Origin of the sequence: Nonomuraea aurantiaca (genome assembly GCF_020215705.1) — a bacterium.
GTDB lineage: Bacteria > Actinomycetota > Actinomycetes > Streptosporangiales > Streptosporangiaceae > Nonomuraea > Nonomuraea aurantiaca.
The window spans coordinates 127557-151881 of record NZ_JAIWNB010000022.1 but is presented as its reverse complement, the minus strand read 5'-3'; the positions used below and the strand labels follow the sequence as shown (position 1 = coordinate 151881).

26 protein-coding genes are annotated in these 24325 nt (G+C 70.1%); 15 read left to right on the top strand and 11 right to left on the bottom strand.

Features of this window, described 5'->3' with window-relative positions:
• Positions 1 to 70: 70 nt before the first annotated feature.
• The 5 genes from LDL49_RS39590 to LDL49_RS39570 all read left to right on the top strand — a co-directional run bounded on the left by LDL49_RS39590 (position 71) and on the right by LDL49_RS39570 (position 6450).
• Positions 71 to 1138: an LLM class flavin-dependent oxidoreductase gene (locus LDL49_RS39590; RefSeq protein ID WP_225299381.1), complete on the top strand. Its 1068-nt coding sequence runs from the start codon at positions 71 to 73 to the stop codon at positions 1136 to 1138.
• Entirely contained in the window at positions 1135 to 2232 is a 1098-nt protein-coding gene (locus LDL49_RS39585; protein ID WP_225299379.1) for a phenylacetate--CoA ligase family protein, read from the top strand. Before LDL49_RS39590 ends, LDL49_RS39585 begins: the two co-directional genes overlap by 4 nt.
• Before the next feature lie 85 nt (positions 2233 to 2317).
• The gene (locus LDL49_RS39580; RefSeq protein ID WP_225299377.1) at positions 2318 to 3841 is read left to right on the top strand and encodes an AMP-binding protein; all 1524 of its coding nucleotides are present in this window, start codon (positions 2318 to 2320) and stop codon (positions 3839 to 3841) included.
• A gap of 133 nt (positions 3842 to 3974) precedes the next feature.
• The gene (locus tag LDL49_RS39575) at positions 3975 to 5276 is read left to right on the top strand and encodes an FAD-dependent oxidoreductase (protein ID WP_225299375.1); all 1302 of its coding nucleotides are present in this window, start codon (positions 3975 to 3977) and stop codon (positions 5274 to 5276) included.
• A gap of 4 nt (positions 5277 to 5280) precedes the next feature.
• Positions 5281 to 6450: a DUF6986 family protein gene (locus LDL49_RS39570; protein ID WP_225299373.1), complete on the top strand. Its 1170-nt coding sequence runs from the start codon at positions 5281 to 5283 to the stop codon at positions 6448 to 6450.
• 21 nt (positions 6451 to 6471) lie between these two features.
• Here LDL49_RS39570 and LDL49_RS39565 read toward each other — a convergent pair whose 3' ends face one another.
• The 5 genes from LDL49_RS39565 to LDL49_RS39545 all read right to left on the bottom strand — a co-directional run bounded on the left by LDL49_RS39565 (position 6472) and on the right by LDL49_RS39545 (position 11209).
• Positions 6472 to 7152 carry a copper homeostasis protein CutC gene (locus tag LDL49_RS39565; protein WP_225299370.1) on the bottom strand — a complete coding sequence of 227 codons (681 nt, stop codon included), beginning with the start codon at positions 7150 to 7152 and terminating at the stop codon, positions 6472 to 6474.
• A 131-nt stretch (positions 7153 to 7283) separates the two neighbouring features.
• Positions 7284 to 7886: a GNAT family N-acetyltransferase gene (locus tag LDL49_RS39560; RefSeq protein WP_225299368.1), complete on the bottom strand. Its 603-nt coding sequence runs from the start codon at positions 7884 to 7886 to the stop codon at positions 7284 to 7286.
• A gap of 198 nt (positions 7887 to 8084) precedes the next feature.
• On the bottom strand, positions 8085 to 8834 hold the full coding sequence (locus tag LDL49_RS39555; protein ID WP_225299366.1) for a GntR family transcriptional regulator: 750 nt from the start codon (positions 8832 to 8834) through the stop codon (positions 8085 to 8087).
• 767 nt (positions 8835 to 9601) lie between these two features.
• On the bottom strand, positions 9602 to 10036 hold the full coding sequence (locus tag LDL49_RS39550) for a Zn-ribbon domain-containing OB-fold protein (protein ID WP_225299364.1): 435 nt from the start codon (positions 10034 to 10036) through the stop codon (positions 9602 to 9604).
• Positions 10037 to 10039: 3 nt separating this feature from the next.
• The gene (locus tag LDL49_RS39545; protein ID WP_225299362.1) at positions 10040 to 11209 is read right to left on the bottom strand and encodes a thiolase C-terminal domain-containing protein; all 1170 of its coding nucleotides are present in this window, start codon (positions 11207 to 11209) and stop codon (positions 10040 to 10042) included.
• A gap of 142 nt (positions 11210 to 11351) precedes the next feature.
• Here LDL49_RS39545 and LDL49_RS39540 point away from each other — a divergent pair, with 142 nt between their 5' ends.
• From LDL49_RS39540 to LDL49_RS39520, 5 genes are read left to right on the top strand one after another with little or no spacing between them, the layout of a single operon-like run.
• Positions 11352 to 11963, top strand: a complete 612-nt coding sequence (locus LDL49_RS39540; protein WP_372470530.1) for a flavin reductase family protein — start codon at positions 11352 to 11354, stop codon at positions 11961 to 11963.
• A 10-nt stretch (positions 11964 to 11973) separates the two neighbouring features.
• Entirely contained in the window at positions 11974 to 13089 is a 1116-nt protein-coding gene (locus LDL49_RS39535; RefSeq protein ID WP_225299360.1) for an acyl-CoA dehydrogenase family protein, read from the top strand.
• Between the two features lie 25 nt (positions 13090 to 13114).
• Positions 13115 to 13888, top strand: a complete 774-nt coding sequence (locus tag LDL49_RS39530; protein WP_225299357.1) for an SDR family oxidoreductase — start codon at positions 13115 to 13117, stop codon at positions 13886 to 13888.
• A gap of 32 nt (positions 13889 to 13920) precedes the next feature.
• Positions 13921 to 14283, top strand: a complete 363-nt coding sequence (locus tag LDL49_RS39525) for a PadR family transcriptional regulator (RefSeq protein ID WP_225299355.1) — start codon at positions 13921 to 13923, stop codon at positions 14281 to 14283.
• Positions 14280 to 15254 carry a hypothetical protein gene (locus LDL49_RS39520; protein ID WP_225299353.1) on the top strand — a complete coding sequence of 325 codons (975 nt, stop codon included), beginning with the start codon at positions 14280 to 14282 and terminating at the stop codon, positions 15252 to 15254. The genes LDL49_RS39525 and LDL49_RS39520 overlap by 4 nt, the downstream gene beginning before the upstream one ends.
• A gap of 2 nt (positions 15255 to 15256) precedes the next feature.
• Here LDL49_RS39520 and LDL49_RS39515 read toward each other — a convergent pair whose 3' ends face one another.
• A complete protein-coding gene (locus LDL49_RS39515) occupies positions 15257 to 15589 on the bottom strand; it encodes a hypothetical protein (protein WP_225299351.1) in 333 nt (110 codons plus the stop codon).
• Positions 15590 to 15677: 88 nt separating this feature from the next.
• Here LDL49_RS39515 and LDL49_RS39510 point away from each other — a divergent pair, with 88 nt between their 5' ends.
• The 3 genes from LDL49_RS39510 to LDL49_RS39500 all read left to right on the top strand — a co-directional run bounded on the left by LDL49_RS39510 (position 15678) and on the right by LDL49_RS39500 (position 19214).
• On the top strand, positions 15678 to 16973 hold the full coding sequence (locus tag LDL49_RS39510; RefSeq protein WP_225299349.1) for a DUF2252 domain-containing protein: 1296 nt from the start codon (positions 15678 to 15680) through the stop codon (positions 16971 to 16973).
• 144 nt (positions 16974 to 17117) lie between these two features.
• Entirely contained in the window at positions 17118 to 18320 is a 1203-nt protein-coding gene (locus tag LDL49_RS39505) for an ATP-grasp domain-containing protein (RefSeq protein ID WP_225299348.1), read from the top strand.
• 147 nt (positions 18321 to 18467) lie between these two features.
• A complete protein-coding gene (locus LDL49_RS39500) occupies positions 18468 to 19214 on the top strand; it encodes an SDR family oxidoreductase (protein WP_225299347.1) in 747 nt (248 codons plus the stop codon).
• Between the two features lie 24 nt (positions 19215 to 19238).
• Here LDL49_RS39500 and LDL49_RS39495 read toward each other — a convergent pair whose 3' ends face one another.
• From LDL49_RS39495 to LDL49_RS39485, 3 genes are all read right to left on the bottom strand, one after another.
• Positions 19239 to 20033: a DcsG N-terminal domain-containing protein gene (locus LDL49_RS39495; RefSeq protein ID WP_263656104.1), complete on the bottom strand. Its 795-nt coding sequence runs from the start codon at positions 20031 to 20033 to the stop codon at positions 19239 to 19241.
• 92 nt (positions 20034 to 20125) lie between these two features.
• On the bottom strand, positions 20126 to 20386 hold the full coding sequence (locus LDL49_RS39490) for a hypothetical protein (RefSeq protein WP_225299342.1): 261 nt from the start codon (positions 20384 to 20386) through the stop codon (positions 20126 to 20128).
• An 84-nt stretch (positions 20387 to 20470) separates the two neighbouring features.
• A complete protein-coding gene (locus tag LDL49_RS39485) occupies positions 20471 to 20728 on the bottom strand; it encodes a hypothetical protein (protein ID WP_225299340.1) in 258 nt (85 codons plus the stop codon).
• 213 nt (positions 20729 to 20941) lie between these two features.
• On the opposite strand from LDL49_RS39485, the gene LDL49_RS39480 reads away from it, so the two are divergent.
• Entirely contained in the window at positions 20942 to 21676 is a 735-nt protein-coding gene (locus LDL49_RS39480; protein ID WP_225299338.1) for an NIPSNAP family protein, read from the top strand.
• A 56-nt stretch (positions 21677 to 21732) separates the two neighbouring features.
• The gene (locus tag LDL49_RS39475) at positions 21733 to 22257 is read left to right on the top strand and encodes an AAA family ATPase (RefSeq protein WP_225299336.1); all 525 of its coding nucleotides are present in this window, start codon (positions 21733 to 21735) and stop codon (positions 22255 to 22257) included.
• Positions 22258 to 22506: 249 nt separating this feature from the next.
• Here the strand turns inward: LDL49_RS39475 and LDL49_RS39470 are convergent, their stop codons facing one another.
• Both LDL49_RS39470 and LDL49_RS39465 read right to left on the bottom strand, forming a co-directional pair.
• Entirely contained in the window at positions 22507 to 23424 is a 918-nt protein-coding gene (locus tag LDL49_RS39470) for an SDR family oxidoreductase (protein WP_225299334.1), read from the bottom strand.
• Positions 23425 to 23455: 31 nt separating this feature from the next.
• Positions 23456 to 24280: an SDR family oxidoreductase gene (locus LDL49_RS39465; RefSeq protein WP_225299332.1), complete on the bottom strand. Its 825-nt coding sequence runs from the start codon at positions 24278 to 24280 to the stop codon at positions 23456 to 23458.
• Between the last annotated feature and the right edge of the window lie 45 nt (positions 24281 to 24325).

The window sequence follows — 24325 nt, the reverse complement described above, 5'->3', positions numbered from 1 at the left end:
CCCGCAAGTCTTTGGTGCTGGTAGTCTCTACCAAGCGAGCGCTTGGTTCACTACTTTCGCCGGAGGCGCGATGACGTCCCTACGGATCAGCCTGGGCTACGAGCTGGAGGTGCGCGGGCGCTCCCGCGAGGTCGAGCAACAGGCGTTCCAGAACGTGATCGATCAGGTCGTGCTCGGTGACAAGCTCGGCTTCGACACCGCCTGGTTCGTCGAGCACCACTTCACGCGGGGGTTCTCCCACTCCTCCGCGCCGGATCTCGTGCTGGCCGCGATCTCCCAGCGGACCGAGCGCATCCATCTCGGACTGGGCGTGGTGCTGCTGCCGTTCCAGTCGCCGATCCGCACGGCGGAACGCGTCGCCACCCTCGACGTGCTGAGCGGCGGCCGGGTGGAGTTCGGCACCGGGCGGGGGGCCTCGCCCCTGGAGTACCAGGCGTTCCAGCGGCCGTTCGAGAAGTCCCGGCAGATCTGGGAGGACTCGCTGGACGCGACGCTGGCCATCTGGCGGGCCGACGGGGAGCCGGTCAGCCGCTCGAACGAGTACTTCGAGATCCCGGACGTGGCGGTCTACCCGCGCCCCGTGCAACAGCCGCATCCGCCGGTCTGGGTGGCCTCGACGTCGCTGGAGGGCTATCTGGCGGCGGCCGACCACGGCTACAACCTGCTCGGCATGACCATGGTCAAGGGCATCGACGACGTGGCCGCCGACATCGCCCAATACCGCGAGCGCCTGGCCGCCGCCGGGTTCGACCCCGCCTCCCGCCGGGTCGCGCTGATGATCCCCTGGTTCGTCGCGCCCACCCGCGACCAGGCCAACGAGGCGGCCGCCGACGCCGTCCTCTGGTACATCCGCCGGCAGGTCAATCTCGTCACCCCGCCTGACTACTACGACGCCCGGCACGCCACCCATCGCGTCCTCGGCCAGCTCGCGGCCGGGATGCCGCCCGAGGAGGCGATGGCGACGCTGCGAGAGCACCTGATGGTCGTGGTGGACGACGTGGCGGGTTCGCGCAAGGCGCTGGCCAGAATCGCGGAGGCCGGGGCGACGGATCTGATCATCCAGGCGCAGGTGGGCGGGCTGGCGCACGGACGGGTCTGCGAGGCGATGAAGCTGTTCATGACCGAGGTGACCAAGTGACCAGCCCTGAGCCCGCCGGTGCGCGGTGGCTGACGCGGGACGATCTCCGTGCGGGCGCGCGGTCCGCGACAGGGCTGCTGCAGGTCGCCCCCGACGCCTCCAGCGCCTTCCCGCTGGCGCCCGGCGACCGCGCGGCGGCGGAGAAGCTGACCGGCGCGGCGCTGCGGGCGGCGGGCGTGGGCGACCGCGACCGGGTCGTGGTGGCGCTGGCCGAACCGGCGGGCGCGCTCTGGGCCGCCGCCGCGGCGGACGTGGCGTCGGCGGCCGCCTCGGTGGGGCCGCGAGGCCGCATGCGGTTGATCCACACGCTGTCCACCCTGGGGGCCACCACGCTGGTCGCCACCCCCACGGGTGCGATGGACCTGCTGGCCAGGCTGCACCTGGAGTTCCTGCTGGACCCCCTTGACCTGGGGCTGCGGCACATCGTCCTGACCGGGGAGATCGCCTCGAAGCGGACGCTCAGCCACCTGGCGGGCGAGTTCGACGCCCACGTGACCGAGGTGTACGCCGACCCGTTCGGCGGCGGCGCCCTGGCCTGGCGGGCGGCGGAGGGCGACCCGCTCACCCCGCTGGCGGACGGCCTGCTGCACCTGGCCGCGCTGACCAAGGACGTGCTGCGGCCGTCGGAGCCGTCAGGGGTGGCCGAGTTGGTGATCACGCCCCACGGCCACTCGGCGCTCGGCGACGCCGTCCTGCGTACGGGCCAGGTGGTGCGTACCGACTCGGCCGCGGCCGATCCCGGACTGCCCGCTCCCGTCCACACGGTCGGCGAGCACGTGCTGGTGCGGGGCGTGTGGCTGTCGCTGCCGCGGATCGACAAGGCCCTGGCCAAGATCGACGGCGTGTCCAGGTGGGAGCTGGCGATCAGCAGGCAGGGCACGCTCGACGCGGCGGTGCTCACCGTCACGTTCGGGAGGGAGAGTCTCGTGCGCAACCCGATGTGGCGCAACCGGATCCAGCAGGCGATCCAGGGGCTCACCCCGATCGCGCTCGGCGTGGAGATCGCGCCGGAGATCGCCGAGACGCCGAGCCCCGGCGTGCTGACCGACCTGCGCGGCCACCACCTGGGCCGCGACCGGGCGCTCATCGTGTAGCCGCCCGCCCGTCCAGGGTCCGTACGGGAGCCGAGGTCCGTACGACAGCCGGGCGCTCGGCCTGTGGAGCAGGAGGCGCGAACCGATGGGACCGATGCCGGACTGGGGGACGCTCCCCCGCATGCTCCGCGACCAGGCGGACCGTCATCCCGACGCGGTGGTGATCGTCGACGGCGACACGCGCGTCACCATGGCCGGGCTCCGCGCCGGAGCCGCCCGCGTCGCGCACGAGCTGATCGAGCTCGGCGTCCGGCCGGGCGACCGGGTGGCCCTCTGGGGCGTGAACGATCCGTACTGGGTGACGCACGCCTTCGGCATCTGGGACGCCGGCGCGGTGATCGTGCCGCTCTCCTCGCGCGCCAAGGGCCTGGAGGCGGCCGCGATGATCGAGAAGACCGGCGCCGAGGTGCTGGTCACGGGCGAGGGCCCGCCCGGCGTGGTGCTCGCCGATCTCCTGCCGCCGGGCGCCGCCCCGCGCCACGTCCTGAGCCCCGGGCGAAGTCTCCGCACGGAGCCGCCGGACGTCGAGGAGCGGGCGCTGGCCGTACGGCCCGGCGATCTGTGCGAGATCATGTCCACCTCCGGCACCACCGGCACCCCCAAGGGCGTGATGCTGGACCACGCCCAGGTCCTGCGCGGCTACTGGGACTGGTCCGAGATCGTCACCCTCGACGAGCACGACCGCTACCCGGTGATCGCCCCGTTCAGCCACGGCTTCGGCCTCAACGCCGGGCTGATCGCCTGCGTGCTCCGCCGGGCGACCATGATGCCGATCAGGGTCTTCACCCCTGACGCCCTCATGTCCCTGATCTCGGCAGGCCGAGTGAGCATCTTGGCGGGCCCGCCCACGCTGTTCCACCGGCTGCTCGACGAGCTGGACCGCGCCGACTGGGACGTCTCGTCGCTGCGCGTGGCCATCTGCGGCGCCGCCGCCGTACCGGCCGCGCTGATCACCCGCCTGGTCGAACGGGTCGGGCTGGAGCGGATGATCAACGCGTACGGCCTGATGGAGGGCACGGTCGTCTCCATGACCAGGGCCGGCGACCCGATCGAGGTCATCGCCGCGACGACCGGCCGGGCGGTGCCGGGCATCGAGGTGCGGATCGTCGACGACGACGGCAAGGAGGTGGCCGCCGGGGAGCGCGGGGAGATCCTGCAGCGCGGGTACGGGGTCATGCGCGGCTACTGGGGCGAACCCGGCAAGACCGCCGAGGTGGTCGATCGGGACGGCTGGCTGCACACGGGCGACATCGGCGTGCTCGACCCGGCGGGCAATCTGGCCATCGTGGACCGCAAGAAGGAGCTCTACATCGTCAACGGCTTCAACGTCTCGCCCGCCGAGGTGGAGTCGCTGCTGTTACGTGAGGGCTCACTGGCGCAGGCGGCCGTGATCGGCGTGCCCGACCCGGTCTCCGGCGAGGCCGGCTGGGCGTACGTGGTGCCCAGGCCGGGGATGGCGGTCGATCCGGGCACGCTGCTCGCCTGGGCGAAGGACAACATGTCCAACTACAAGGTGCCGAAGCGGGTCATCGTGGTCGAAGCTCTGCCGGCCAACGCCAACGGCAAGATCGACAAGATGGCCCTCCGCGCCCGCGCGTCCGCCTCCTGAAGGCGCTGCCGCCCCATTCGCGAAAGATGGGTTCATTCGTACCGGCGATCGGGGATACATCGATCACAGTGCCGGGTTGCACTGGTGGGACGCATGCCCCGTGTAACAGAATCGCCCACATAGAGGAGGCAGCGTGACGTTGCGCGTGGCGGTCATCGGGTCGGGCCCTGCCGGTATCTACACGGCCGAGGCCCTGGTCAAACAGGCGCAGGAGGACGTGCAGGTCGACGTCGTCGAGCGGCTGCCCACTCCCTACGGGCTCGTCCGCTACGGCGTCGCGCCCGACCACACCTCGATCAAGTCGATCGCCAACTACCTGCGCCGGGTGCTCGAACTCCCCGAGGTCCGCTTCCTCGGCGGCGTCACGCTCGGCGAGCACCTGTCGGTCGAGGACCTGCTGAGCAGCTATGACGCGGTCGTCTACGCCACGGGCGCGATGGTCGACAGGAAGCTCGGCATCCCCGGCGAGGACCTGCCGGGCAGCGTGGCCGCCACCGACTTCGTCAACTGGTACTGCGGCCATCCCGACGTCTCCGCCTCCATGTTCACCCTCGACAGCCCCGAGATCGCGGTCATCGGCGTCGGGAACGTGGCCGTCGACGTGGTCCGCGTCCTGGCCAAGACCGCCGAGGAGCTCAGCTCCACGGACGTACCGCACGACGTGCTCGAACGGCTCGGGGAGAGCCAGGTCAAGGCGATCCACATGATCGGCCGCCGGGGTCCTGAGCACGCCAAGTTCACGCTGAAGGAGCTGCGGGAGCTCGGCGAGCTGGCGAACGCCGACGTCTGCGTGCGCGAGGAGGAGGCCGTGGTGCTGGGCGGCGACTTCCCCCGGCAGATCCGCGGCAACATCGACGTCCTGCGCTCCTGGGCGGCCCGCGCCCCCGTCGGCCGCCCGCGCCGCCTCGACGTGCGCTTCTGGCTGCGCCCGGTGGAGATCCTCGGCACCGGCCGGGTGGAGGGGCTCAGGCTCGAACGCACCCGGCTGTCCGAGGAGGGCCGGGTGGTCGGGACGGGCGAGTTCGAGACGATCCCGGTCGGCATGGTGCTGCGCTCGGTCGGATACCAGAGCGTCCCCCTGCCGGGGGTGCCGTTCGACGAGCGGTCGATGACCGTGCCCAACGAGGCCGGCCGGATCCGTGAGCGCGAATACGTGGCGGGCTGGCTCAAGCGCGGTCCCACCGGCGTGATCGGCACCAACAAGTCGGACGCGGCGGAAACGGTCCGCACCCTGCTGGCCGACCTGGCCGGCCGCGATCGGCTACGGTCGGCGCCCATCGACGCGCTGCTGGACGACAGAGGCGTACGGCCGGTGACCTACGACGAGTGGCTGGCCATCGAGGCGGCCGAAGGCGCCCTGGCCAAGTCGCTGGGCCGCGGCGAGCGGGTCAAGCTGGCCGGCCTGGAGGCCATGCTGCGGGCCTGCCGGCCCTGACGGCATGCGTGTAACCGTGACCGACCAGTCCCTGCCAGGGTTCGCCGAGGCCCACCGGCTCCAGCGGGCCCGCTATCCGGCCGCCGAGCCGGGTTGGCGGCCGGATTGGCAGCCCGTGCACACCGTCTACGTCCCGGCCGACCGGGTGTCGCCGAGCACGGTCGCGGGGTGGGGCGCGCAGGCGCTCGACCTGGTCAAGGAGCATCTGAGCGGCCCGGACGAGCTGGCCGGCGTGTTCGGGCCGCCCGGGGCGCCGGCGCGGGACGTACACGAAAGGGTGCTGCGCAAGCTCGCCCGCGAGCCGATCGAGGACCTGCGGATCGACTTCGAGGACGGGTACGGCGGGCGGCCCGGCGACGAGGACGGCCACGTGGAGCAGGCCGTCGTGGCCGTGGCCGCGATGCGGGCGGCCGGAGCGCTGCCGCGCCGGTGGGGGCTGCGGGTCAAGTCGTTCGCCGACGGGGACCCCGGGCGGTCGGTGCGGACGCTCGACGGGTTCGTCACCGGGGTCGTCGAACGGGTGGGCGAGCTGCCCCCGGGGTTCGTGGTCACCTTCCCGAAGGTGCTGATGGAGTCGTATCTGGGGCAGTTCTGCGGCTTCCTGGAGCGGCTCGAACGGGAGCTGGACGTCCGGCTGCGGTTCGAGATCCAGGTCGAGGCGCCACAGACCGTGCTGTTCCTGCGCGGTGAGCTGGCCGAGTCGTTCGGGGGGCGGCTGGCGGCCGCGCACTTCGGGGTGTTCGACTACACGGCCGCCCTCGGGCTGCCGCCGCACGAGCAACGGCTCGACCATCCGGCCTGCGACCACGCCCGGCACGTGATGCGGACGGCGTTCGCGGGCACGGGGGTCGAGCTCTCCGACGGCTCGCTGGCCGCCTCTCCCGCCTCCGGATCGGCCGCGGACGTGCACGCGCTGTGGCGGCGGCACGCCGAGCTCGTCCGGCACTCGCTGGGACACGGCTTCTACCAGGGCTGGGACATGCACCCCTCACACCTGGTGAGCCGGTTCGCCACGGTCTACGCCTTTCACCTGGCGCGCTACGACTCCTACCGGGATCGGGTGCGGGCCTGGGAGGAGCGGCGCGCGGCCGGGGGCGGCGTCATGGACGAGCCGGCCACGATCAAGACCCTCGTCGCCGCGCTCCGCCGCGCCGACGCGGCGCTCCCGAGCTGAGCCCGCCCGACGACCCTCGGATCAGTCGCGGTCGACCAGGCTGCGCCACTGACGGACGCGGCGCTGGTCGACCGGCTGTGACCAGCTCTCCCGTACGGCCGAGCCCACATGGAACGCACGGATGCCGTAGTCCAGCAGCGACGGCACGTAGGCCGGTTTGAGCCCGCCGCCCGCCAGGATGATCGAGCCGTCGCCCGCGTCGGCCCGGCTCTTGAGCAGCGGCAGCCCGAACCGCACGCCGGCGGGCGAGCCCGCGGTGAGCACCGTGGCCAGGTTGGGCAGCAACCGCACCGCCCGCCACGACGCCTGTACGTCCGCCGCGTGGTCGACGGCCCGGTGGAAGGTCCACGGCAGCGGCGACACCGCGTGGATCAGCGCCTCGGTGGCCGCCAGGTCCACGACACCCGCGTCATCGAGGAAGCCGAACACGAATCCCGCGGCGCCCGCCTGGGCCAGCGCCTTGACGTCGAGACGGAGCCGGTCGAGCACCTCGGCGTCGGCGGTGAAGTTCGCCGCGCAGCGCAGCATCACCATCTGGGGCAACGGACACTCCGCGGCGATCGCGGCGACCGTCTCCGGAGCGGGGGTGAGCCCGTCGGCACCCATGTCGGCGACGACCTCCAGACGGTCGGCTCCGCCCTGCTCAGCGGCCACGGCGTCGCGCACGTTCAGCGCGATCACCTCTAGGAGGGATCCGGTCATGCTGGAGAGGTTATATGGTGCTGTGTCCCTTTGTGCCGGAAAGCGCCAGGTGACCTGGGCGGGAACGCGGCTGGGGCCGTGCCCCACCGGGGAGCAGGGCACGGCCGTGGCGGCCGAGGCCGATCAGGGCGTCAGACGCCGATCAGCTCGGCGACGGTGAGGTCGCGGAAGGCCGTCGTGGCGGCCTCCTCCGCGGGCCGCTCGAAGAGGGCGCCCGAGGAGCGGTGTGGCAGATCGACCGTCCGCACGTGCCGGAAGCCGCGGCGCCGGTAGTAGTCCTGCAGCCGCGGGTTGTTCTTGGCGCAGTCGAGCCGGAGCTTACGCAGCCCGGAGGCGTGCGCCGCGGAGCCCGCCCAGTCCAGCAGGGCGTCGCCGAGGCCGAAGCCGGCCCAGGGCCGGGCGACGGCGAGCTTGTGCACGTACATGGCGGCGCCCGGGTCGTCGGATCGGCGCCAGAACTCCGGGTCGGCGTGGTCGTCGAGGGCGATCGTGGCGACGGGCGGGGCCTCGTCATCCAGGTCGAGATACCGGAGCTCGTCGTCCACGAGGTAGAGCACCCGCTCGGCGATGAGGGGCTCGATCCGCTCGGGCCCGAAGCCGCCGCGCGGCCACTGCCGCACGCCCTGGGAGTACAGCCATTCGGCCGTGTCGGCGAGCAGGGTCAGGACGCCCGGCAGATCGGAGGCGTCGGCCCGGCGGAGAGCGAGCGGATGGAGCAGGGTGTTCGAAAGCACGGTTCAGCCCTTCATTACATCGGGTGTCCATGCAGCCACAGAACGTAATGGTTGGAGCGCGCGCTGGGTCGCATGGGGGGTTTGAGGCGACATCTATCGATAAATCGCGCATGAAGGGAGTGCGCAGGACTCCCTCTGCCCAGCGAGGCGGGAGGCTCGTCTTAGGCGGCCGGTGGGATCACCCCCAACCGAGCTCGCTCAGCGGCGATCGAGCTCGTATCTGATCAAGTGCTTGTCGGCGGGGAGCACCGACACCGCGACACGCACTGGCATGTCGCCGTTGTCGTAACCAACGCGGACGTAGACCACGACCGGTGTGCCGAGCTCCAACTGGAGACGCTCGACTTCTTCCTGGTTGGGCATCCGCGCCCAGATGTCATCCACCACCCGCACCTGCTCGTGACCGAGCTCTTCCAGGACCCGGTTCGCCCCCCGCGGAATGTCGCCCGGCCGGGCGATCTCCGTGCTGGCCACCAGGTCACGTGGAAAATAGGAATCATTGGTGTTGTACGGCTGCCCGTCGACGAACCGCAGACGCCGCCGTACGACGGCCAGTTCGCCTTCGGCCAGCTCGAGTCGGCTGGCGATCTCCTCGACCGGAGAGACGGTCAAGACCTCTATGTACTGGCTGGGGGCACGACCTTCCTGCGTCACGGCGAAGGCGAAGGCCTCTCGCAGCTCGCCGGACGGTTGCGGCTCCAGCTCTCGCTGCGGGTAGATCAGCAGCGGCCGGCGGTCCCGGACGACCGTGCCACGCCGCGGGGTTCGCGTGACCAACCCTTCGTTGACCAGCTCCCCTAGGGCGAGTCGGACGGTGTTGCGGCTCACCCCATGGTCTTCCATGAGCTGCGCCTCGGTCGGCAGCTGCGCCCCGGGGCCGAGTACACCGGAGTAGATGGCTCTCCTCAGCTCCGAGGCCACCAGCTGGTACAGGACCGACCTTGCCACTTTCACCCCTTTTGTTCCAACAATTTAGACGATCTGGTTCTAACAGGCCACAACCCCTTGACCGATGGCCATTGACAGCCGCATCATCCAATCGTTGGTACAAATCCATCGAAAGGCCGGTGAGGGGGTGAGGGCCCGGTGTTACCGGTCCACGCGGGTACGCCATACCTGCCCTGGCAAGACCCTTGTGAAGCAACACGTTTACTGCGTTACGCGTTGCCGCGCCAGGGACTCAGCAACACCTACCAGAGCAACAACCGTGGCATGTCCGTTTTATCCGTGTTGACCGAGGTAACTGCGTGGAGCACAGACGGTTCCTTCATCTGGAATGAGGAGGGCGCCACCGTCTCACATCCCATCGATGACCCCCTCGGTGCGGCCCAACGCATCGCAGACCACTACCGACATCCGGAGTCCTCGCAAGAGGGTCGCTCCCCCATGAACTCCGTGTGCGAACACTCGACCTAGGACTCCATCCCTCGCCGGAGTCCTGGCGTCGCCGCACACGGGGCAGGAAGCGCGTCCTGGCGGGTCCCCCACGCCCGCCAGGGCGCGCGTTCCTCCTTTTTCTCATGATTTACGGCGCTTCGCGCCTTTTACCACCATTCTTCGCGCCAAGTCATACCCGCGCCATGGACCGACCCCGGTAGAGCCCCGCCGGTGTCCGGTAGGCGTGGCCGGCCGCAGGGATCAGGCGGCCGGACCGGGATTGGCCTTCTGGCCCATTGGTACCTATCGTTCCTGACTTGGTGGCGCCGCGAAGGATTTCACGGGGATGCGTGCCACTCAGTCGGCCGCCAATTGAGCAGTGCCAGGTCATCGCCCATGTCCGCGTACACCCCTTCGACCGCCTGACCGTACTCGGGCTCGCGATCGCCGTCCCATCCGCCGTGGATCAGGCAGCCGGGCACGGCGGCGAGCCGGACCAGCACCACGATGTACGGCTCGCTCGCTCCGGGCATGAACGGCCGGCGGTTGACGATCCAGCTCTCCACCGTGCCCGCCGGCTCGACGGCCGCCCAGCGCCAGTCCTCGGTACGGCAGACCGGGCAGAAGGCCCTGGGCGGGAAGCGGGCCGTGTGGCAGGTGTCGCAGCGCTGGACCGCGAACTCGTGGCCGGCCAGCCGGGCCCACCAGTCCTTGGAGTCGCGATCAGGCGTCGGCCGCACGCCCTGGGGCGGTCTGCCGTACCGTTCGGGCATGGGTCAGCCCTTTCTGAGCAGGAGGGCCGAGGTGGCGGGCAGGATGTAGCCGGGCTGGGCGGTCGACAGGGCCACCTCGGCGCCCGCGACCTGCCGGTCGCCCGCGTCCCCGCGGAGCTGGGAGACGGCCTCCGCTATGTGGTTGACGCCGTGGACGTAGCCCTCCGACAGGAAGCCGCCGTGCGTGTTGACCGGGAGCGCTCCGTCGAGGGCCGTGGCACCCGAGGCGACGTACGGCCCACCCTCGCCCTTGGCGCAGAAGCCGTAGTCCTCCAGCTGGACGATCACCGAGTAGGTGAAGCAGTCGTACAGCTGCGCCACGTCGATGTCGGCCGGGCCGAGCCCGGCCTGGGCGTACAGGCGCGGGGCCAGCGCGGCGGCGGCCGTGGTGGTGGGGTCGGCCCGGCCGCCGGACAGGTGCGAGTCGCCGCCGCCCCAGGCCGCGCCGGAGATCAGCACCGGCGCGCGGCGCAGGGAGCGGGCGCGGTCGGCGGTCGTGATGACCAGGGCGCACGCGCCGTCGGTCTCCAGGCAGCAGTCGAGCAGGCGGAACGGCTCGGCGATCCACCTGCTGGCCAGGTAGTCGTCGAGGGTGATGGGCGTGCGCATGAGAGCACGGGGGTTCTTGACGGCGTTCGCCCGCTGAGTCACGGCCAGCTGCCCGAAATGCTCCGCTTTAGTGCCATATTTCTGCATGTGGGCGCGGGCGTACATCGCGTATTGCTGGGGCGGCGCGAAATAGCCATAGGGCGCTTGATACTGCACCTCGGGGCTGACCGGCAGGCCCCGGCCGGTGCCGCCCATGCGGAACTCCGACCGGGCGTTGATCGCGCGGTAGCAGACGACGGTCTCCGCCACGCCGGCCGCCACGGCCAGCGCCGCCTGCGCCACGACCGCGTGCGAGACGCTGCCGCCGCCGAACTGGTCGAGGTACCAGCTCGGATCGGCCAGACCGAGCGCGGGCCCCACCAGGGACGGGGCCGCCGAGTCGCCCACGCGATGGGTCGCGAGGCCCTCGACGTCGCCGGGGCCGAGGCCGGCGTCGTCGAGGGCGGCCAGGATGGCGCGACAGGCCAGGGTGAGCGTGCTGACTCCCGAGTCCTTGGTGAAGGGCGTGTACCCGACGCCCACCACAGCCGTACGGTCCCGGAACTCAAGCAAGCGCTTGGCCATCCTGAAACGCTAGGCCGGACCGTCCACATATGTCAAACGAGGCGTATGCCTGGCATTTCGCTTGACACCTTTTCCGTCGCACGCCTACCGTCCAAGCAAGCGCTTGGTAAGATACGATGCAGACGGCGATGAGGAGGAGACCATGAGCACACACGCTGCCCGGCTGATCACGCCGGACGGCTGTGGCGGCCCCCCGGTGCCGTACCAGCGCAGGACTCTCAACGGAGCCTCGATGCCGAACGGCCAGTCCCACGAGAGCGGCAACGGCCAGCTCGACAGCCGGAGGTTCAGGTCGGTGCTGGGGAGGTTCGCCACCGGTGTGGTGGCGATCACCGCCCTCGACCCGGCCAGCAGCGAGCCATGCGGCCTGGCGGCCAACTCCTTCACCTCGGTGTCGCTGGACCCGCCGCTGGTCGCGTTCTGCGTGGCGCACACGAGCACGAGCTGGCCCAAGGTGCGCGGCGCCAAGGTCATCACCGTGAACGTGCTCGCCGAGCACCAGCAGCACGTCTGCGTCCAGCTCGCGAGCCGGGGCGGCGACAAGTTCGCCGGGCTGCGGTGGACCGGCTCGCCCGGCGGCAATCCGGTGCTCGAAGGGACCCTGGCCTGGCTCGACTGCGCGGTCGAGGCCGAGCACATGGCGGGTGACCACGTGATCGTGGTGGCCCGGGTGCTCCAGCTCGACACGCACGCGGACGGCGGCCCGCTGCTGTTCTTTCGCGGCGGCTACGGCGGCTTCGTTGAGCCCGGCTGACGGTGTTCCCTTGAGCCTGCGTGAGGAGGCGCGCGCCTGGCTGGCCGAGAACCTCACCGGCGACTTCGCGTACGCCCGCGGCCTGGGCGGCCCCGGGCGCGAGCACGAAGGTCACGAAGTACGGCTGGCCTGGGAACGCCATCTCGGCAAGGCGGGCTGGACCTGCCTGGGCTGGCCCGTCGAGTACGGCGGCCGCGGCGCCTCGCTCGCCGACCAGGTCGCCTTCCACGAGGAGTACGCCCTGGCCGACGCCCCCGCCCGCGTGGGCCACATCGGCGAGGGACTCATCGGGCCGACGATCCTGGAGTTCGGCACCGAGGCGCAGAAGGCCCGTTTCCTGCCACCGATCCAGCGGGGCGACGAGCTGTGGTGCCAGGGCTACTCCGAGCCGGAGGCCGGCTCCGATCTGGCCAATGTGCAGACGAAGGCGCACCTGGCAGGCGACGAATGGGTCATCACCGGGCAGAAGGTGTGGACGTCACTGGCCCATGTGTCCGACTGGTGCTTCGTGCTCTGCCGTACGGAAGCGGGCTCCCAGCGCCACCGTGGGCTGTCGTACCTGCTGGTGCCCATGGACCAGCCCGGCGTCGAGGTACGGCCGATCGTGCAGATGACCGGGACGTCGGAGTTCAACGAGGTGTTCTTCGACGGGGCCAGGACCGCGGCCGAAAACGTGCTGGGGGCGCCCGGCGACGGGTGGCGCGTCGCGATGGCCACGCTCGGCTACGAGCGGGGCGTCTCCACGCTGGGGCAGCAGATCGGGTTCCGGCGGGAGCTGGCCCGGGTGATCGAGGTCGCCGAGCGTACGGGCGCGGCCGACGACCCGGTGCTGCGCGACCGACTGGTGCGATCGTGGCTGGAGCTGGAGATCATGCGGCTCAACGCGCTGCGGGCCGAGCCGGGGCCGGTGGCGTCGATCGCCAAACTGTACTGGTCGGAGTGGCATCGCCGGCTGGGCGAGCTGGCTCAGGCCGTACAGCACAAGTCCGGACTTGTCGCCCGCGACGGCGAGCTCAACGACCTCCAGCGGCTGTATCTCTTCAGCCGGGCGGACACGATCTATGCCGGTTCCAGCGAAATCCAGCGGAACATCATCGCCGAGCGCACCCTGGGACTCCCCCGCTGACGGCCCTCTCTTCGATCGGAGCACCATGGCACCGCCCTATCCGAGAGCGCACGGGCTGCTCGACGGCAAGGTCACGCTGGTCACGGCCGCGGCGGGGGCCGGGATCGGCTACGCGACGGCCAAGCGCTGCGCCGAGGAGGGGGCCACGATCGTCGTCAGCGACCGGCACGAGCGCCGCCTGTCCGCCGCCGCCGACTCGCTGACCGAGCTCACCGGCGTCAAACCGCTGGCGGTGCCGTGCGACGTGACGTCGGAGGCCCAGGTGCTGGCGCTGTTCGACGCGGTGGTGGAGGCGCACGGGCGGCTGGACGTGGTGGTCAACAACGCCGGGCTCGGTGGTACGGCGTCACTGGCCGAGATGACCGACGAGCAGTGGCACACCGTCATCGACGTCACTCTGAACGGCACCATGCGCTGCACCAGGGCCGCGCTGAAGCAGATGATCGCCCAGGGCTCCGGGGTGATCGTGAACAACGCCTCCGTGATCGGCTGGCGGGCGCAGCGGGGGCAGTCGCACTACGCGGCGGCCAAGGCCGGGGTGATGGCGCTGACCAGGTGCGTCGCGCTGGAGGCCGCCGAGCACGGCGTCCGGGTCAACGCGGTGGCGCCTTCGCTGGCCGTCCACCCCTTCCTGGCGAAGGTGACCAGCGAGGAGCTGCTGGCGGAGCTGGCGGCCGCGGAGGCGTTCGGGCGTTCGGCGGAGCCGTGGGAGGTGGCGAACGTGATCGTCTTCCTGGCCAGCGACTACTCCTCGTACATGACCGGCGAGGTCGTCTCCGTCTCCTCCCAGCATCCGTGATTATATCCTGAGCGACAGGATATAGTGGGCTGGTGAATATAACGGAGCCCATGTTCCTGGCGCTCACCGCGCTGGTGGACGAGCCGCGGCACGGCTACGGCATCGTCCAGGAGGTCGATCGACTGTCCGGCGGGCGGGTGCAGCTCAAGATCGGCTCCCTCTACGGCGTCCTGGACCGGCTGGCCGGGGAGGGGCTGGTGGCGCTCGACCGGGAGGAAGTGGCACAGGGGCGGCTACGCCGCTACTACCGGCTGACGGACTCGGGGGCGGGGGCCCTGGAGGAGGAGGCGGCCCGCATGGCGGCCAACGCCCGCGCGGCGACCACCCGCCTCCGTGACCGGACCGCCCGCCTGCTCCCCGGAACAGCCACCGCGATCGCCGGAGGTGCCTGGTGAACGAGTTGCTCGAACAGCGCTACCGCACCGTCCTGCGACTGCTCCCCCGCTCCTACCGGGCCGAGCGGGAGGAGGAGATGGTGGCCGCGTTCATGGAGTTCTCCGGCGACGTGCCCGATGAGGAGAACCCCCGGCCGCGCTGGGACGAGATCGCCAGTGTGCTCGCCCTCTCGATGCGCGTACGGGTCGGCGCGGCGGGCGCGACGCCCCGGTTCGTCGCCTGGGGTGCGGCCGTCAGGCTGGTGGCGACACTGGGGCTCGCCTTCCACGCGGCGGCCGGCACCTTCACCCTCGCCTCCCTCGCCTTCATGACGCCCGGCTCGATGACGCGGCCACTCGGTGTGCTCGCGGCGGCCCTCTGGATGCCGGCGTTCGTCCTGCTGATGCGCGGTCACGTCCGGACGGCCAAGCCGGTGGCGCTCGCGGCCGGCGCGGCGGCCCTGGCCGAGCTCGCCGCCTGGCAGAGCTTGACCAGCCTGTTCGTGCCTCTGGACGTGGTGCCGCCGGCACTGGATGTCGTGGTACCGCTGGCGGCCCTGCTCGTCGGCTTCCACGACGACGTCCCGCCGGTGCGGCGGGCGTGGCGACCGACCGTCCTGCCGCTGGCCGCCGGGCTGCTGCTGAGGGCCGTCGTCCTTGCCCTCCTGGCGCCCGCGTTGGGGAAGGTGCCGCTGTTGTGGCCGTGGGTGGACCTCATGGGTCTGGCCACGGTGGTGCTCGTGGTGGCCGGGATCGTCTGCCTCGCGCGCGACCTGCCCGCGTACGTGCCGCTCGCGCTGGCGATCCTCGGGACGTTGATGCTGCCGTCGCGACTGTCGTTGATGGACAACAGCTACCTGAGCCTGGGGCCTTCAGCGCTGTGGGTGTCCAGCGTGAGCCAGTGCGTGGCGCTGGTCGTCATGGTGACCGTCCTCGCGGTCGCGGGCTTCCGCGGTTTGCCGTCCGTACGACAAGGGCGGGCCGTGGTCTAGCGTCAGGTCTCCTCCCAGGGGTGGAGTTCTTGGCGTACCGTCAGCGCCCAGCCCTGCGCCTGCTTCCTCTCGACCAGCTCCGCGACAAGTGCCCCGCCCACGCGCATGGCGGGGAAGCGCCGCGCGAACACGGGCTCCGGATCGACGGTCTCCCACTCGCAGTCGGGGTCGTCGGGGTCACCGAGTGGATAGGCCGCCAAGTAGTCGCCGGTGCCGATCGGCAGCCGCTCAGGTCGTGGCCCTTGCCCCACATGCCAGCGCAGCTCGGCGAGCTCGTCGTCGCCGAGGTCGGCGCGAAGGTCCATCGTCAGCACGAGCTCGTAGCTGTCTCCCACCGGCGCACCCTATCGATCTTCAGGCGTCCACCCTGACAGGGAAAGAGCAGGGTAGGCGCGCGAGCTGGGAAGACTTAAGGTCCGAGACATGGGCACACGCGCTTCCCACCTGCTAGATGTCCTCATGACGGAGTTCGGCGAGTCGATCAAGCGAGACCCCGCGGCGTTCAGGCGGAAATTTCGGAAAATGGCGGCCTCCCCTTTTGCGTTCTACCGGGGCAGCGCCTGCCTGTTCTACGCGGACCTCACCGAAGGCTTCGCGGACCCCTCCTACCTTGACGAACCGACCAGCCGCGTATGGATCCACGGCGACCTGCACGCCGAGAACTTCGGCACCTACATGAACGCCTCAGGCGTGCTGGTCTTCAACGTCAACGACTTCGACGAGGCGTACGTGGGACCGTACGTCTGGGACCTCAAGCGGTTCGCCGCCAGCGTGGCGCTGATCGGGTACGCCAAGGCCCTGTCGGACGACGCGATCAGCGGGCTCGTGAGCGACTTCGCCAGCGCGTACCTGGCCGAGCTGGGCGGCATCGCGCGCGGCGGGGACGACGCGATCGGGTCGCTCACGCTCGACACCACCACCGGCGTGCTGCACCGGGTGCTCCAGACGGCCCGGCTGAGCACGCGCGTGGCGATGCTGGACGTCGAGACCCTGATCGACGACTACGACCGGCGGTTCGCGATCATGGACGGGCGCGAGCCCGTCGACGCGGCGACCCGTGAGTCCGTGACGGCCGCGTTCGCGGACTACCTGACGACGCTGCCCACGCCGTCGAACCCGGTCGAGCACGTGATCAAGGACGTGGCGCTGCGCAAGGGCGTGGGGATCGGGTCCGCGGGGCTGCCGTCGTACAACCTGCTGCTGGAGGGGCGGTCGCAGGCGCTGGAGAACGACGTCATCCTCTACATGAAGCAGGCGCAGGTGCCCGCGGTGGCCCGGCACGTCCCCGACGAGAAGGTCGCCCGTTACTTCCAGCACCAGGGGCATCGAACCGCGGAGTCGCAGCGGGCGCTGCAGGCGTACGCCGATCCGTGGCTGGGCTACACGACGCTGAACGGCGTGGGGCAGTTGGTGGCGGAGGTCTCGCCCTACTCCGCCGACCTGGATTGGGACGACGTCAACGAGCCCGCGGAGCTGCGGTCGATCATGCGGGATCTGGGCCGAGCGGTGGCGCGCATGCACTCGGTGGCGGACGACGAGTCGAGCCACGACCTGGTGAACTTCTCGACGGAGGAGTCCATCATGGCCGTGGTCAACGGCGACAGGCCCGGATTTATCGGGATGTTGGTGGATTTTGCGCACCGTTATGGGGCACAGGCCCGGGAAGACCACCAACGGTTCGTCGACCTCTTCCGCAACGGCCGCCTTCCGGGGGTGTGACCGCCCCGCCCCGTGCGGGTGGCCGCCCCGCGGGTGTGGCCGCCGGCTCTCCCGGCACGGTCCCGAGCGCGTGGCCCGGTTGTTCGGACGTGGTTCGAGCAGAGGCGTGGGCTGGAACGTGGGCGGAGACGTGGAAGGGGCATCGTGAGGCGTCTGGTGGGGTTACTGCTGGGGACGGAAGAGGACTGGCCGTCGGCGTTCGAGACGGTGCTGAGGCGGTTGGGGCCGGTCAAGGGGGTCGGCGAGTTCGACGTGGAGCGCATCACGATCGAGCCGTTCGACCTGCGCGACCAGCCCCGGCACGATCTGGTGATCGACCGGCTGGCGTACTGGTACTACCACCCGCGGGAGTGGCTCAAGAAAATAGCCATGATGGACGACGTCTATCTGCTGAACAGCCCGTTCACCTTCCAGTCGATGGAGAAGCACGCCGCCTACTGCGCCATGATGCGCCTCGGGCTGAAGGTCCCGAAGACGGTGCTCGTGCCGTACAAGAACCCGCCCGACAACACCAAGTACGCCTACACGGCGTCCCGCTACAACCAGCCGTTCGATCTTGACGCGGTCGCGGAGGGGATCGGGTATCCGCTGTTCATGAAGCCGTACGACGGCGGCGCGTGGCGCGGGGTGTCGCTGGTACGGGACCCCGACGAGCTCCATCGGGCCTACGACCAGAGCGGCGAGATGCTCATGCATCTGCAGAAGGCGGTCGAGGGCTACGACGCGTTCGCCCGTTCGCTGTCGATCGGGGCGGAGACGATGGTGATGCGGTTCCGGCCCGAGGAGCCGATGCACACCCGGTACGTCGTGGACCACGAGTTCCTCGCCCCGAGCGTGGGCGACGAGGTGGTCACGATCGGGCGGCTGGTGAACGCGTTTTTCCGGTGGGAGTTCAACTCCTGCGAAACCCTGGTCAAGGGTGCGGACGTGCACCCGATCGACTACGCCAACGCCTGCCCGGACGTGGCGCTGACGAGCCTGCACTACTACTTCCCCTGGGCGATCAAGGCGCTGGTCCGGTGGAGCGTGTTCTGCGTGGGCACCGGGCGGCGGCCGCGGCTTGATCTGGACACGCGGGAGTACTTCGCGGTCACCGGGTCGTACGAGGAGCGGCTGGCGGCCTACCGGCAGCTGGCCGACGCCTACTTCGAGACCGACCGTTACCAGGACTTCTGCGACAGTCGGCTGCGCCATCTCGACGAGATCGTGCTGGACTGGGTGGCGGGGCCGGACTTCGACCGGCTGCTGGTCGACACGGTGACGGCCACGTATCCCGCGCACGAGAGGGACCGCTTCGTGGAGCACTTCCGCGGCCTGCTGGGGCTGTGGGTGAAGGACTCCGGCTGAGCGCCGCGCCTTCGGTGAGGACTCGCGAGGTCGGCTGGCTCCCGCGCCTTCGGTGAGGGCTCGCGAGGTCGGCTGGCTCCCGCGCCTTCGGTGAGGCTCGCGAGGTCGGGTGGCTACCGACCGGTCGGTATGGCATGCTTCCGGAACATGACGCTGTTCTCGGTGGAAGGCAAGACCGTCGTCGTCACCGGCGGCTCCCGTGGCATCGGACGCATGATCGCGACCGGGTTCGTCGAGGCCGGGGCGACCGTGTACATCTCCGCGCGCAAGGTCGCCGAGGTGGAGCAGACCGCCAAGGAGCTGGGCTGCGTGGCCGTGCCGGCCGACCTGTCCACGCCCGAGGGGGTGGACGCGCTGGTGGCGGCCGTGGACGGGCCGCTGGACGTGCTGGTGAACAACGCGGGCGCGGCGTGGGGCGCGCCGCTGGAAAACTACCCGGAGCACGCCTTCGACAAGCTCTGGAACATCAACGTCAAAGGGGTCTTCTTCCTGACCCAGCGGTTCCTGCCGCAGTTGCGGGCGGCGGCCAGGGCAGAGGATCCGGCACGGGTGATCAATATCGGGTCCATCGACGGGATCCGGGTGCCGTCCGTGGAGAACTTCGCCTACTCCGCGTCGAAGTCCGGCGTACACATGCTGACCCGGCACCTGGCCAGGCAGCTGGCACCTGAGCACATCACCGTGAACGCCATCGCGCCGGGACCGTTCGACTCGAAGATGATGGCGTTCGCGCTGGATGATCCGGCCATTCGGGAGAGCATCGCGGCGAGTGTGCCGATGGGCCGGATCGGCCACCCCGACGACATGGCCGGGGCGGCGATCTACCTGTCCTCACGCGCCGGGGCCTACCTCACGGGCACGGTCATTCCGGTCGACGGCGGCATCTCCTGCTGAGCCCCCATCCCATGGAGACGGATTTCAGAGGAGCTCGCGGAGCGCGGTGGCGAGGTTCGCGGCCGCGCGGGGCTCGTAGCGCAGGAACAGGTACGGCTCGGTGAGCTCGACCTCTATGACCACCGGGGTGCCGTCGGGGAGCCGGACCAGGTCGATCCTGGCATACAGAAGGGCCTGGGGGATGGCGGCAAGCACCTTCTCAGCAAGTTCGACCTGGTCCGGGGCCGGTGTGCGCGGTTCGGCCCGAACCTGATCCGCGCCCGTCTTTCCCGGAGACAGCATGGGGTTGCGCCGGACGGCATGACTGAACCGGCGGTTGAAGTACAGCAGTGAGGTCTCGCCCTCCAACTCGACCATGTCGAGGTAGGGCTGGACCATGGGGGTGCGCCCGGTGGCCGCCAGCGCAACGGCGTGCGCCTCGGCCTGGTCGCGGTCGGCGGTCCTGATCGTGTCCCGGGCACCCGCCGAGATGGCGGGCTTGACGACGTACTCCTCCCAGTGCGGCAGGTCTTCCGCGGACCAGTGGGTCGGCACGATCGGCACGCCCAGATCCCGGAGATAGGTCTTGTCGGTGTTGGATTCGAGCACGGCGGCCGGGTTGAGCAGCTTCGTGTCGCGCTCCACCCGGCGCGCCCAGGCGAGGAAGTCGCCCCGGCGATCGAGGTAGTCCCAGACCGAGCGGACGACCACCGCGTCGTAGGCGCTCCAGTCGACGGCGGGATCGTCCCATTGCTCGGCACGCCCCTCGATGCCCGCTTCGCGCCAGGCGGCCAGGGCGACGTCCCGCTCATCGTCATGGTCGTCCACATTGTGAAACATCGCATATGCACAGATAGCCATCCGGCGATGCTAATACGCCGCGAGACCGACCATTCCGGACCCCGTTTGCGGGCTGACATAGCGTCACCGCACTAGTCGGAAGTGGTGCTCACACCCACGCCGCTACGGTGCGTGGCCGTGGCCGCGTTGCCATTGACGTTGTTGACGTTGGTGCTGGAGCCGGTGCCTCTGTTGTTGGCCTGGACATTGCCGAAGGTGTTGCCCGACTGCGTGGACGCGGAGTTGGTGCTGGAGCTGCTGTTGCTGGTGTCGGTGTCGGCATGGGCCGGAGCGGCCAGCAGGGCCGTGCCCGCGGCGACGACGACAGCCGCGATGCCAAACTTCTTGATCATGTCGATGTCCTTCCAGACGGTTCTCATGGACTTCGGGCTCCCGCCGGACGGCGGCGACCGGATGCGAGGAAGGGGGAATCGGGGTCAGTAGAAGATGTAGGTCACCGTGGTGCTGCCGTTGGTAGCAGTGGCGGCTATGCCGTTGATGTTGTTGACGTTGGTCGCCCGATCGGCACCCTCGTTGACCGCTGCGATGTCGGCGAGACTGTTTCCGGACTGGGCCGAGTAGGTGTTGCCGCTCCAGGCGTCGGACCAGGTGTCAGCGTGAGCGGGGGTGGCCGGCAGGATGGCGCCGGCGGCCGCTGCCACAACGGCACCGGTGACGCACAGCTTCTCGATCACTTCAGCTCCTTCGCCGGTGGGCGTCTCGCGTGAGGCAGCACCGGCTCAAGAGCACACCGCCATCCCCGTTGACCTTCTTTGACCTTTGAGGATCAAAGCCAAGGCGATCATATAACTAAGCGTAGCGATTCCGTGACTCTTAGAAGTCAGAACATTCTTCTGGGACCTCGTCGCTGACAGCCGGTGTCAGTGATCGGCTCGTAGCATCCGCGCATGATTTACGAGTTGCGCAACTACACGATGCGTCCCGGCCGGCGAGACACGCTGATCGAGTTGTTCGAGCGCGAGTTCATCGAAGGGCAGGAGGCGGCCGGGATCGGGGTGGTCGGTCAGTTCCGGGACTTGGACGATCCAAACATGTATCCGTGGATGCGGAAGTTTCCGGACATGGAGGCTCGGCGCGCGGCCCTCACGGCCTTCTACGGCGGCCCGATCTGGAAGGCCAACCGGGACGCGGCCAACGCGACGATGATCGACTCCGACAACGTGCTGCTGCTGCGCCCAGTGCCCGTACCCTCCGCCGACGTGCCACGCGGGTCCGCTCTCCGTCGCTCCGGCCTCTCGCACGGGTCCACTGCCGGCTCCTCTCTCGATCCCTTTTCCGGTACGGTCCGGCCGCCCGTCGGCGCAACCGTTCTGCCCGAGTCGCTGTACGTCGCGATGATCTACCACGTCGAGGACGGGTTCGCCGAGTTCTTCGCCAAGGAGGCCGTACCCGTGCTCAGTGAAGCCGGGGTGCCGCCGGTGGCGTGCTTCGAGACCGAGGCCGCCGAGAACACCTTTTCCGCCCTGCCCGTACGTACAGGGGAGCAGGTGTTCGTGTGGTTCGCCCGGTTCGATCGGCCCTCGGACGAACGGGATGTGGCGCTGCCCGGACTGGAGTCCCGGCTGACCTCTCCCCCGCAGCGCCTCCGCCTGGCTCCTACGGCTCGATCAGCGCTTCGCTGAGGCTCCGGCCAGCGGGGGGGTCGGGGTGTCGGGTCAAGGCGCGGACAATGGTGGGCATGGAGGTAGTGATCGTGTCCGGGCCGCCGGGGGCGGGCAAGTCGACCGTGGCCCGACTGCTGGCCGATGCCGTCACGCCTAGTGTGCATCTGCATACGGATGACTTCTGGGCGTTCATCCGGCGAGGTGGCATCGCGCCGTACCTGGCGGAGTCTCGTCGGCAGAACGAGACCGTCATGAGCGTGCTGGCGGGCGCGGCGTTCGGATACGCAGACGGCGGCTATCACGTGGTGGTGGATGGCGTTGTCGGGCCGTGGTTCGTCGATGCCTTCGCCAAGGTACGGCGGGCGCCGCTGCACTATGTGGTGCTTCGGCCCAACCGGGAGACGACGTTGATCAGGGCGACCGGGCGGGGGCTTGACGCGCTTACGGATCCCGAGCCGGTGTTGCAGATGTACCAGCAGTTCGTCGACCTGGGTGAGCTGGAGTCGCACGCCTTCGACTCCAGCGGCCTGACCGCCGAACAGACGGCCGCCGAGATCCGCACCCGACTGTCCGACGGCGCCTACCTGCTCAAGCCGTAGCCGTAGCCGACGCCTGTTCCGGAGTCCGCCTCGCACCGTGAACGGGCCTCACATCCCGCAGGCGGGCCTCACGCCGCGAACGGGCGTCATGACGGAGGACGGGCCTGCACCACAGGCGGGGCCTCACGTCGGAGACGGGCCTCACGACGGAGGCGGGTTGGCACCGGAGACGGGTCTCACGCCGTGAACGGGCCGCACGGACGGAAACGGGGCTGCGCTACAGGCGGGAGCTCACATCGGAGACCGGCCTTACGACGGAGGCGGGCTCGTGCCGTAGACGGGCAGTGGGTCGGGGGCGTCTTTCAAGAGCTTCGCGACTGCGTCGCCCACCTCGGCGGGGGACCAGCGGGCGCCGCGATCCGCGCGTGGGCCGTGGGTCCAGCCGGTGGCCAGGGAGATCACTCCGCCCTCCACCTCGAACACCCGGCCCGTCACCGCCTCCGACGCCGTCGAGCCGAGCCAGACGACCAGTGGTGACACGTTCGCCGGGTGCATCGTGTCGAAGCCGGAATCCGGCGCGGCCATGGTCTCGGCGAAGACCTCCTCGGTCATGCGGGTGCGGGCGGCGGGGGCGATGGCGTTCACCGTCACGCCGTACCGGCCCAGTTCGGCGGCGGCCACCTGGGTCAGCGCGACGATGCCCGCCTTGGCGGCGGAGTAGTTGGACTGGCCGACGCTGCCGAGCAGGCCCGCGCCCGACGAGGTGTTGATCACGCGGGCGGCCGCGGCTGAGCCGGACTTGGCTCGTTCGCGCCAGTATGCGGCGGCGTGCCGCATCGTCAGGAAGTGACCCTTGAGGTGGACCCGGATGACCTCGTCCCAGTCGTCTTCGCCCATGGAGACCAGCATGCGGTCGCGGACGAACCCGGCGTTGTTCACCAGCACGTCGAGCCCGTCGTACGCGCTGACGGCGGTCTTCACCAGCCGGGCCGCGCCGTCCCAGTCGGCCACGTCGTCGCTGCTGGCCACCGCCTGGCCGCCGAGCGCGCGGATCTCCTCGGCCACGGCCAGCGCGGGCCCGCCGGACCTGCCGTCGCCACCGAGGCCGGTGCCCAGGTCGTTGACCACGACACGGGCGCCCTGCCTGGCGAACTCCAGCGCGTGCTCCCTCCCGATGCCCCGCCCGGCTCCGGTCACGATCACGACGCGGCCGTCACAGATTCCCACACGGACCTCCCAGGAAGATCAAGCAGAGATATCAGGAAATGTCGCTTGAAGCCAGGTGTTGCCAGGCGGGAATCTCGCCGCCCCCGTGCACGTGTACCTGCGCCCCCGTCACATAACCGGGCGCGGCCAGCCACAGGCAGACCGAGGCCACGTCGGCGGGCGTCGCCATCCGCCCGGCCGGGATGGCGGTCCCCACGTCCTGACCGCCGTAGTGGTCGGCGGAGTCCTCGGTGGCGGCCAGTCCGACGACGACCGTGTTGACGCGTACGCCGGGAGCCCACTCGGCGGCCAGGCAGTTCGCCAGGTGATGCAGTCCCGCCTTGGCCGCGCCGTACGCCGAGGTGCCCGGCGAGGGCCGAACCCCGCTGGAGCTGCCGATCATCACGACGGAGCCGCCCGAGACGGCGAGCAGCGGGTAGGCGCGCTGCGCGACGAGCAGCGGGGCGATCAGATTGAGCTCGATGACCCGCGCGTGCAGCCGCGGTGAGGTGCCCTCCAGCGGCGCGTACGGCGAGCCGCCCGCGTTGTTGACGACCACGTCCAGCCGGTCGAGCCCGGAGAACAGCCGCTCGAGGTCGTCGGCGGCCCGCACGTCGGCCCGCACGAACCGTACCCCTTCGACCGGCGCCGCATCCACGGCCGAAGGAGGCGGCGGTGGTGACGACGCATCCACGGCCGAAGGCCCGAGCGAAGGAGGCAAAGGCGTGCCCACGGGTGCAGGTGGCGGGTCGTGGCGGGCGCAGACGATCACTTCGGCGCCGGCCGCGGCGAAGGCGGTGGCGATGCCCGCGCCGATCCCCCGAGTCCCACCGGTCACCAGGACGACCTTGCCCGTGTAGTCGTAAGTCACCGTCACGAGTGCTACCGTACCAAGCAAGCGTTAGGTGCAACCAGGGAGCGG